Source organism: Vannielia litorea (genome assembly GCF_018424695.1).
Classification (GTDB): Bacteria; Pseudomonadota; Alphaproteobacteria; order Rhodobacterales; family Rhodobacteraceae; genus Vannielia; species Vannielia litorea_A.
Map to the genome: position 1 here is coordinate 1 of NZ_QTNQ01000119.1, position 9,116 is coordinate 9,116.

Genomic DNA, 9,116 nt, shown 5'->3' on the forward strand with positions numbered 1-9,116 from the left:
GGACCATATCATCGAGACGCCTGAGTGGCATGAGGCACTGCGCGCGGTGCTGGCGGGGCGGGATGTGTTTTTTGTTGCCCTGCACTGCGACTTGGCCGAGTTGGCGCGCCGGGAGGCGGGGCGGGCAGACAGGGCGGCGGGCGATGCCGCGAGAGATGCGGGCGTTGTGCATCTGGGCAAGCGCTATGACCTTGAGTTGCGCGGCGAGGACGCGGCGGTGGTGAATGCGGCCCGCGTGGTGGAAGCATGGGAGCGGCGCGCCGGGGTTTCGGCATTCTTCGGGTGAGCGGGGTGGTGGGCAGATTGCCCACCCTACGGATGCTGCGGTTTTGCGTCATAAAACTGTTACGTCGCTCTGATCGGCGTGCTACGATTCGGGCATGCAGCGGGTTTTGCTCTTCACCGTTCTGGCTTTCGTGCCCATCGCCGCCTCTGCTGGCAGCCCCACCTCCGATGTGTTTTGCGACGATCGTGCGCGGCTTGTCGAAAGGCTGGAAACCCGGTTCGGGGCCACGCTGGCGAGCCGTGGGCTTCGGGGGCCGGAGACCTTTGTGGAGTTCTGGGTGACGGAACGCTCGGGCGACTGGACGATGGTGCAGAACTACACCGACGGGCGGGCCTGCATTGTGGCGATGGGCGAGAACTGGGAGAGCTTTGCGCCGGTCGATCCGGCCTGAGCCACCCGATGCCTACTGCCGCTGCCTGAGCCGCAGCACCTCTTCAGCCATATCATCGGCCAGTGCGGCCAGGTCTTCTGCCGGGGAGCCGCGCAGGGTTTCGACGGCAAGGCCGAACATGTTGGACTGGAAGCGACGGGCCAGCCTGCGGCTGTCGGCGCCGGTGGGCAGTTCTCCGCTGGCGCGGGCCTGCTCGAAGAGGGCGAAGAACAGATCCTGCATCTCCCGCAGATATGTGCGCGCATCCTCGCCCGCCTGCGAGGGCTCGTCGGCAAGCTCCAGCACGGTCTTGACGAGGATGCAGCCAGCTGGGCTGCCGCTTTTGGGGCGGCCAGTGCGTCGGGCGTGCTCGGCAAGGGCCTCCAGCGGGGAGGCGGCGCTTTTGGCGCGGGCACGCACGTTCTTCTCGCTGCGGTTGCGATAGAGCTGCAAGGCCTCGCGAAACAACGCCTCTTTGCTGTTGAAGGCCGCGTAGATCGAGCCGGGCTTCATCGAAAGGGCGCCTTCGAGGTCTTTCAACGAGGTCGCATGATAGCCCCGGCGCCAGAAGAGGGCGAGGGCGGCATCAATCGCGGTTTCGCGGTTATAGGGGGCGGCGCGGCTCATGCTAGGAATATAGGGGCGGGGCGCGGCGATGTCTGCCCGTCTCACGTTTGAGTGATTGCTCAAAGTTTGGAATTGAGTGATCGCTCAAATGCGCCATGTTCTGCGCCAAGGGCCACGCGGCCCGCCAAACCCACCAAAGGAGCCCCTGATGACCGAGTTCACCCTGCATGACGAAACCACCGCCCCCGCCGAAAGCCTGCCGCTGATCGAGAAATCGAAGAAGGCCTTTGGCCGCCTGCCCGGGCTGCACAAGGTCATGGCCGAGGCGCCGGCGCTGATGGAGGGCTACCAGGTGCTGCACGGGCTGTTTCAAAACAACACCAGTTTCGACAAGGACGAAATCACCGTGGTCTGGCAGACGATCAACGTGGAACACGCCTGCCACTACTGCGTGCCCGCCCACACCGGCATCGCCAAGGCGATGAAGGTGGATGACGCGATTTCCGAGGCGCTGCGCGATGAAACCCCGCTGCCGACCGCGCATTTGGAGGCGCTGCGGACCTTTACGCTGGAGATGGTGCGCCAGCGCGGCGAGGTGAGCGAGGCGCAGGTGCAGACCTTCCTCGATGCAGGCTACACCAAGCGGCAGGTGCTGGAGATCGTGCTGGGCATCGCGCAGAAGGTGATGTCGAACTACACCAACCACCTCGCCGAGACGCCGGTGGACGAGGTGATGCAGCCGTTTGCCTGGGAGAAGAAGGGCGCGAAGGCGGCCTGACTTTTGCCGGGGTCGGCGCTCGCCCCCCCCGGGGGAACGGTTGCGGCGCGGCCGAGTTGTTCCTGCAAACGGAGGATTGACCCATGAAGAAACTCTTCAAATACTGGGCCGTCTGGAAGCTCGCGCAGAAGCTTTTGCGCAAGCGCCGCCGGGCCTGACACCAGCACCGCCCCGGAGCCGCAAGCTCCGGGGCGATTTGGCGCAGAGGCCCCCGCATATTCATGCGTGATGTTGAATGTGTTTTCGGCTAGGCTCTCCCCACACGGTGGCTGAGGAGAGACGGCATGGCACGGGTTGCGGTTTGGATCGTTGCGGGGACGCTGGCCCTGGGCACGGCTGGCCTGGCGCTGGCGCAGATGCATGGCGGCGGGATGCATGGGCATGGCCACGGGGCGGATGGCACCGGGCATGACGAGGTCAACATGCCGGGGCTGCGGGGCGAGGATGCCACCGAGGCGGAGAGCGCGGAGCTGGCAGTGATGTTTCGCAATTTCGATACGTTTTCGCGCGAGGTGGAGCTGCTGCCGGACGGAATCCGCACCGTCACACGCTCTTCCGACACGGAGGTGATGGACGCGCTGGTAAGCCACGTGGTCGGCATGATCGACCGGGTGGGCCAGGGGCGCGACCCGAAAATCTTCATCCAGTCGCCGACGCTCGACATCTTCTTCGCGCGGACAGGCGTGATCGAGAGCGACGTCGAGGTGACGGAGGAGGGCATCGTGGTGACGCAGACCTCCACCGACCCGGAGGTGGTGGAGGCGCTGCATGTTCATGCCGGAGAGGTCAGCCGGATGGCCGAGAACGGCATGCAGGCGGTGCATGAAATGATGATGGAGCGTTGAGGCAAAGCGCCCGCATTTGGCGGGACGGAGGGCCGATTGCCCAGCCTACTCCTCCAGCGCGTCCGCCTTCTTTTCCTCGATCAGCTTGGCTTCTTTCTTCTTCCGGGCTTCGAAGCGCTCGCCGTAGCCCGCGATCTCGTCATTTGAAATCACCTCGCGGGCGCGCTCGAATATCTCGTTCTCTTCCTCGTCGATGTGGTGCTCGTAGTCATGCTTCAGGGTCTTGAAGCGGGTGAGCCAGCCGGGGGAGGCCATGTCCATCTCGTTCAGCTCTTCCATGATGTCATCGAGCTCCTGATGCTCGTGGACGGAATGGCGGGCGTGCTCCTGGCCCCAGGTTTCGGAGATGAGCTTGGAGTAGAAGGTTTCTTCCTCGGCGGCGGCATGGGCTTTCACGTCGTGGTAGAATTCTCTCCAGGCGGCGGCGCGGGTGTCGCTGGCGCCCGAGGTGTCTTCGAGGGTGGCGAGCAGCTCGCGGTGGCGGTCGTGGTCGGCCTTGATGGCGGCGTAGATGTCGGGCATCGGCGTGGCTCCGGTTTGATTGTATGAATTGCCGGTGAAACGCTCCGCCGAGGCGGCGGGTTCCGGCGCAATGCGTGTGGCCACGCGCAACCGTGACCCGGGCGGCCCTCGCGCGGCGGCCCGGCATGGCTTATCTTCGACGGAAACCGGGGGCGGACGCGTTGCACCCCCGAAGAGGCCAGCAATGACAGAGAGGGCCACGTGAGTTTCAGCCCCGAGATTGCCGCGATCCGCTTTGGCTATGGCCTGTCGCCGCGCCATGCGCCGCCCGGGAGCGTGGCCGAGATGGTGGCGGCGCTGCACGGGCCGGACGATATGGCGGCGGCCTTCCCGATTGCCCCCTTTGCCGAGCGCCTGCCGTGGTATCGGGAGTTCTCGGACCTGAGCAAGGCCCGGCGGGCGGGAGACGAAACCGCGCTGAAGAAGATCAAGGCGATGCTGGTGGACGACCGGGAGGCCCACACCGACATGCTTGCGGCCACGCTCGCCCGTGCCCTGGAGGCCCCGCACCCGCTGCGCGAGCGGCTTACCCGCTTTTGGGCCGATCATTTCACGGTGAAGGGCAAGGGCGTGGCGCGCAAGGCGGTGCAGCGCTTCGTGGAGGATGCCATCCGCCCCCATGTGACCGGGTCGTTCGCCGCGATGCTCAAGGCCGCTGTCACCCATCCGCTGATGTTGCTCTACCTTGACCAGAACGGCTCTGTCGGGCCGGGCTCGAATTACGCAGCGCGGCAGGCGGAGCGCGGCAAGACGCGCGGGCTGAACGAGAACCTGGCCCGGGAGGTGCTGGAACTGCACACGATGGGTGTGGGCGGGCGATATACTCAGGAGGACGTGCGCCAGTTTGCCGAGCTTCTGACCGGGCTGACGATGAATCTGCGGCAAGGCATGGTCTTTCGGCCCCGGCGCGCCGAACCGGGTGAAGAAGAGGTTTTGGGTAAGGTCTATGGCGGGCGGAAGGCGCGGTTGGAGCATGTGCACGCCGTGCTCGATGACATTGCCGTGCACCCCGATACCGCCGACCATATCGCCCGCAAGCTGGCGGTGCATTTCGTCTCCGACACCCCGCCGGAGGGGCTGGTGGCGGCCCTGCGCGCCCGCTTCGAGGAGACCGGGGGCGACCTTGGCGCGGTGACCGAAGCCCTGCTGGAGCACCCCGAGGCCTGGGGTCCGCTGGCGAAGACGAAACAGCCCTACGACTTTCTGGCCTCGGCCTGCCGGGCGCTGGGCGTGGAGGGGCGCCAGCTGACCGGGTTGGGCTTCCGCAAGATGATGCTCTATTTCCTGCGCCCGATGCAGGCGATGGGCCAGCCCTGGGAGCAGCCCCTCGGCCCCGATGGCTGGGCCGAAGACGGGGCGCATTGGCTGACGCCGCAGGGGCTGGCGGGGCGGATCAACTGGGCGATGTCGGTGAGCCGGGTCGAGGGGCTTTCACTGCCCGATCCGCGGAGGTTTGTCGTAACGGCGCTGGGCCGCCAGGCCAGTGAGCGGCTGGCATTTGCCGCCAGGGCGGCGGAACGGGAAGCCGAGGGGGTGGGGATCATCCTTGCCTCGCCGGATTTTCAACGGAGGTGAGGCGATGAGCAGGCTGCTGCTGACACGGCGAAACTTTCTGGCCACCGCTGGCTGCTCGGCGGCGGCCTCGCCGCTGCTGACCTCCATGGCCTTCGCCGCCGCACCCTGGGACAACCGGCTGGTGGTGCTGATCCTGCGCGGCGCGATGGATGGGCTGGACGTGGTGCGCCCGGTGGGCGATCCGGCCTTCGCCGCGGCCCGCCCCACATTGGCGGCGGGCGACGGGCTGGCGCTGGACGGGTTCTTCACCCTGCATCCGGCGCTCGCCCCGTTGCACCCGCTTTGGGAGGCCGGTGAGCTTGGCTTTGCCCATGCCGTCTCCACGCCCTATCGTGACAGGCGCAGCCATTTCGACGGGCAGGATCTGCTGGAGGCGGGCACCGGGTTTGACGCGGGCGAGGGCGCGGCGCGCGATGGCTGGCTGAACCGGATGCTTCAGGCTGTGCCCGGCCTTGAGGCTGACACGGCCTATGCGATCGGGCAGGAAGATCTGCTGATGCTCACAGGCGCCGCCCCGGCGGCCAACTGGTCACCCGGCACGCGGCTGGCGCTCTCGCCCCAGGCCCGGCGGCTGATCGAGATGGTTTATGAAGAGCATCCCGCCTACCGGGCCGCCGTGCTGGAAGCGCTGACGCTTTCCGAAGACATCGCCGCCGCCGAGGCCGCCGGGCGCGAGGTCGAAGACGGCGAGATGGATGCGATGATGCAGGCCCCTGGCGGCAAGGGCGCGCATATGCAGATGGCGGAGTTCGCGGTGCAGCGGCTGCGCGGCGACACACGGATTGCCGCCTTCTCGCTGGGCGGCTGGGACACCCACAACACGCAGGCCCGAACGCTGCCCCGGACGCTCGGTCAGCTTGCCGATGTCATTTCGCTGATGCGCGCCGGCCTCGGGCCGCTCTGGGGCAAGACCGGCGTGATCGCGATGACGGAGTTCGGCCGCACGGTGCGCGAGAATGGCACCGGGGGCACCGATCACGGCACCGGCGGGCTGATGCTGATGGCGGGCGGAGCGATGAAGGGCGGCCAGGTGTATGGCCGCTGGCCCGGGCTGGCGGAGGCGGATCTCTATGCGCGGCGCGACCTGATGCCGACCGAAGATGTCCGCGCCTATGCGGCGCGTGCGATGGAAGGGTTCTTCGGGCTCTCGCGGGAGGCGCTTTCGGGCAGCGTATTTCCTAGGCTCGATTACGCTGGCGCGCCCCGGATCGTCCTTTAGGCCAGCGGCGCCAATCAGACCTCGCCCGAGACCTCGATGGTGGTGGCCTCGTCGGTGGCCTCGGCGGTAACGGTCTGTGTGCCGGTGGCCACGGTGGCGGCCACGGCAAAGCCCAGCGAGACGACTCCGGCCATGAGCACGAGCCAGTCGGTGGTGACGTTGCCCTCGTCTTCCGACCAGAAGGCATTTGCGATGCGTTTCATGGCTGCGCTCCTTTGCGCCGCAGTGGCGTGGTCTGCTGCTCCTGGCCCGAAACTGCGGGCGAAATGCGGCAGCCGCGTGGACAGCGCGTGCCATTTTGCGGGTTTTCCTTGCCCAATGGGGTCGAAAGGACAGCATCAAGGTTGACATGAGGTAAACGGATGGGTGACGCGGGGCTCCTGGGAGAAGAGCTGAAGGGCTGGGTGCCGCCGGAGCGGCCCGGGATGGCCGCGGTGCAGGGGCGCTGGGCCAGGCTCGAACGCCTCAGTGCCGACACTCACGCCGCCACGCTTTACCGCGCATTTTCAGGCCATGATGCGCTTTGGGATTTCATGCCTGTCGGCCCGTTTCACTCGGCGGCGCAGTACCACCGCTGGGCGCGGGAGGCCGAGGCGGGCGCAGATCCGATGCAGTTTGCCATCCAGAACCGCGATACCGGGCAATGGGGTGGCACCTGCGCCCTGATGCGGATCGCGCCGGAAGCGGGCTCAATCGAGCTGGGCTACATCGCGCTCTCGCCGGAGCTGCAACGCACCCGCGCGGCGACCGAGGCGTTTTGCCTGCTGATCGAATGGGCCTTCGAGGCGGGGTATCGGCGGTTTGAGTGGAAGTGCAACGCGCTCAACATCTCCTCGCGCCGCGCCGCCGAGCGGCTGGGCCTGAGCTACGAGGGCGTGTTTCGGCAGGCGATGGTGTTGAAGGGCCGCAATCGGGACACCGCTTGGTTTGCCGCGATCGACAAGGAATGGCCCGCCCTGCGCGAAGCCTACCGCGCCTGGCTCCGGCCGGAGAACTTCGACGCCGCTGGCCGCCAGATCGAGCGGCTGGGAGACCTCACCCGGCTCGTGCGTGCCGCCTCTGACCCGGCGTTTCAGGCTGCGCGCTGAGCGGGCGAGCCACTCAGGGAAGCCCCCTGTTGCGGGCGGAAGCCAGGGATAGCTAACCGAGCCTCCCTCGCCTTATTTTCTTGCTTAAAAATACTCCTGCCGGAGGCCCGACTCTCTTTTGGAGGTCCGTTTCAACCAGCTGTCTCGGCGCGGCTTGCAAACAAACATTGCAACTGGAGCCCGCACGCGGCGCAAGCCGCGTGCCCGGCCCAACGCCGGGCAAGGGCGCAGCCCGCAGGCCGGGGGCGGGAGTGCCCCGTGGCGGTCAGAGAGCGATGGTGCCTTCGAGCCTGTGGGCGACCAGTTGCGAGATGGCGGCGGCCTCGGAGGTGCCGCCGCGCCCCGCGGCGCGGGCGCCAGCGAGCCCGGCGGCGGCCTCGGCCAGCCGCTCATCGGATGCACATTGGGCCACGGAGCCAAGAAACTGGGCCACGTAATCGAGCATCTGCGGATCGCCCTCGCCGGTGGAGAGCACATCGGCCACATGGGCGAGATCGTCGCGCAGGGCCAGCGGGTCGGGGGCGATGATATCTGCCGAAAGCGCGCGTGGCCCCATCGGCTGGGCGCCCTCGGGCAGGCGGGCCAGGATGGCCTGCTGGAAGGCGGCGAGGCTGGTGATCGGCTTCTGGATGAACCCGTCGGCCCCCGCCTCAAGGGCAGCGTCCTCCGTCACCGGATCTCCGGAGGTGGCCAGCAGCACCGGCACACGGGTGTCGGAGCGGGCGAGGTCGCTGATGAGTTCAAGGCCCGAGCCGTCGGGCAGCCCGAGATCGACGATCACCGCCGTGGGCCGGTACACCTGCAGGTGGCGGTGCGCCGAGGCGAGCGTATCGGCCCGCCGGATCCGGGCGCCTGAGCGCAGGCAGAGCAGGCGCACCGCCTCGGACGCAAACCGGCTGTCTTCCACCACCAGAACGGTGGCGCCAAGCAGGGGCCGCTCACGGGTGGGCTTTTGCGGGGGGATCGGAAATTGCGAGATGTCGTCGGTCATGAGAGCCTCCCTCAAGGCGTTACCCCCTGACCTGACACCAACATTGCTAAAACTTCGTAAACATCCCCGCCCGATTGCGACAAAGGCGCGTCTTGCCGGGTGCCTGCACGGGCGTCATAACGCCCGCAGAGTTGCGAGGGAGACATGACATGATCGGACGGTTGAACCACGTGGCCATCGCGGTGCCCGACCTTGAGGCCGCCGCCGCGCAGTATCGCGGCACTCTGGGCGCCGATGTCGGCGCGCCGCAGGACGAGCCCGACCACGGCGTGACGGTTGTGTTCATTACCTTGCCCAACACCAAGATCGAGCTGCTCTATCCGCTCGGCGAAGGCAGCCCGATTGCCGGTTTTCTTGAAAAGAACCCCGCAGGCGGCATTCACCATATCTGCTACGAGGTGGATGACATCCTCGCCGCGCGTGACAAGCTGAAGGCCGAAGGGGCCCGGGTGCTCGGCAGCGGCGAGCCGAAGATCGGCGCCCATGGCAAGCCGGTGCTGTTTTTGCATCCCAAGGATTTCAACGGCTGCCTGGTGGAGCTGGAGCAGGTCTGATGAGCATCACCGCCGCCCTCGTCGTCCTGGCCATCACATGGTTCATGGTGCTGTTTCTGGTGTTGCCGGTGCGGATGAAGAGCCAGCAGGAAGCGGGCGAGGTGGTGCCGGGCACCCATGCCGGCGCGCCTGCGGATTTCAAGCTGGGCAAGCGGCTGAAGATCACCACGCTCATCGCCGTGCCGGTGGCCGGGCTGATTTGCGCGGTGATCATCTCCGGTGTGATTTCCATCTCCGACTTCGACATGCTGGAGCGGTTCGGGCCCAAGGGGCCGATCGTGGAGGGGCAATAGGCGCTGGCGGAGGGGCGCAGGAAGCGTC

Annotated in this window: 13 protein-coding genes; 9 read left to right on the plus strand and 4 right to left on the minus strand. The window is 66.9% G+C overall.

The features are described 5' to 3' along the window. On the plus strand, positions 1-286 hold a 286-nt coding region (locus DYI42_RS22115; RefSeq protein ID WP_244868085.1), incomplete at its 5' end, for a chloramphenicol phosphotransferase CPT family protein. 94 nt (positions 287-380) lie between these two features. Next, a complete protein-coding gene (locus DYI42_RS22120) occupies positions 381-677 on the plus strand; it encodes a hypothetical protein (RefSeq protein ID WP_213549062.1) in 297 nt (98 codons plus the stop codon). A gap of 12 nt (positions 678-689) precedes the next feature. On the opposite strand, the gene DYI42_RS22125 is transcribed toward DYI42_RS22120, so the two are convergent. Continuing rightward, positions 690-1,283, minus strand: coding sequence for a TetR/AcrR family transcriptional regulator (locus DYI42_RS22125; protein WP_213549064.1), 594 nt, complete (start codon positions 1,281-1,283; stop codon positions 690-692). Between the two features lie 148 nt (positions 1,284-1,431). Here DYI42_RS22125 and DYI42_RS22130 point away from each other — a divergent pair, with 148 nt between their 5' ends. Beyond that, on the plus strand, positions 1,432-2,001 hold the full coding sequence (locus DYI42_RS22130) for a carboxymuconolactone decarboxylase family protein (protein ID WP_213549066.1): 570 nt from the start codon (positions 1,432-1,434) through the stop codon (positions 1,999-2,001). A gap of 284 nt (positions 2,002-2,285) precedes the next feature. Next, entirely contained in the window at positions 2,286-2,846 is a 561-nt protein-coding gene (locus DYI42_RS22135; protein WP_244868086.1) for a hypothetical protein, read from the plus strand. Between the two features lie 45 nt (positions 2,847-2,891). Here the strand turns inward: DYI42_RS22135 and DYI42_RS22140 are convergent, their stop codons facing one another. Beyond that, complete coding sequence (locus DYI42_RS22140) at positions 2,892-3,368, minus strand: hemerythrin domain-containing protein (RefSeq protein WP_213549068.1); 477 nt, start codon at positions 3,366-3,368, stop codon at positions 2,892-2,894. 201 nt (positions 3,369-3,569) lie between these two features. Here DYI42_RS22140 and DYI42_RS22145 point away from each other — a divergent pair, with 201 nt between their 5' ends. Both DYI42_RS22145 and DYI42_RS22150 read left to right on the plus strand, forming a co-directional pair. Next, positions 3,570-4,943: a DUF1800 domain-containing protein gene (locus DYI42_RS22145; RefSeq protein ID WP_213549070.1), complete on the plus strand. Its 1,374-nt coding sequence runs from the start codon at positions 3,570-3,572 to the stop codon at positions 4,941-4,943. A gap of 4 nt (positions 4,944-4,947) precedes the next feature. Further along, the gene (locus tag DYI42_RS22150) at positions 4,948-6,162 is read left to right on the plus strand and encodes a DUF1501 domain-containing protein (protein WP_213549072.1); all 1,215 of its coding nucleotides are present in this window, start codon (positions 4,948-4,950) and stop codon (positions 6,160-6,162) included. A gap of 14 nt (positions 6,163-6,176) precedes the next feature. Here DYI42_RS22150 and DYI42_RS22155 read toward each other — a convergent pair whose 3' ends face one another. Then, positions 6,177-6,365, minus strand: a complete 189-nt coding sequence (locus DYI42_RS22155; RefSeq protein ID WP_213549074.1) for a hypothetical protein — start codon at positions 6,363-6,365, stop codon at positions 6,177-6,179. Positions 6,366-6,524: 159 nt separating this feature from the next. Here DYI42_RS22155 and DYI42_RS22160 point away from each other — a divergent pair, with 159 nt between their 5' ends. After that, complete coding sequence (locus DYI42_RS22160; RefSeq protein ID WP_213549075.1) at positions 6,525-7,250, plus strand: GNAT family N-acetyltransferase; 726 nt, start codon at positions 6,525-6,527, stop codon at positions 7,248-7,250. Positions 7,251-7,515: 265 nt separating this feature from the next. On the opposite strand, the gene DYI42_RS22165 is transcribed toward DYI42_RS22160, so the two are convergent. Continuing rightward, positions 7,516-8,241 carry a response regulator gene (locus DYI42_RS22165; RefSeq protein ID WP_213549076.1) on the minus strand — a complete coding sequence of 242 codons (726 nt, stop codon included), beginning with the start codon at positions 8,239-8,241 and terminating at the stop codon, positions 7,516-7,518. Positions 8,242-8,390: 149 nt separating this feature from the next. Here DYI42_RS22165 and mce point away from each other — a divergent pair, with 149 nt between their 5' ends. Further along, on the plus strand, positions 8,391-8,795 hold the full coding sequence (gene mce / locus DYI42_RS22170; protein WP_140015353.1) for a methylmalonyl-CoA epimerase: 405 nt from the start codon (positions 8,391-8,393) through the stop codon (positions 8,793-8,795). Continuing rightward, entirely contained in the window at positions 8,795-9,088 is a 294-nt protein-coding gene (locus DYI42_RS22175; protein WP_213549077.1) for a DUF1467 family protein, read from the plus strand. Before mce ends, DYI42_RS22175 begins: the two co-directional genes overlap by 1 nt. Positions 9,089-9,116 lie beyond the last annotated feature (28 nt).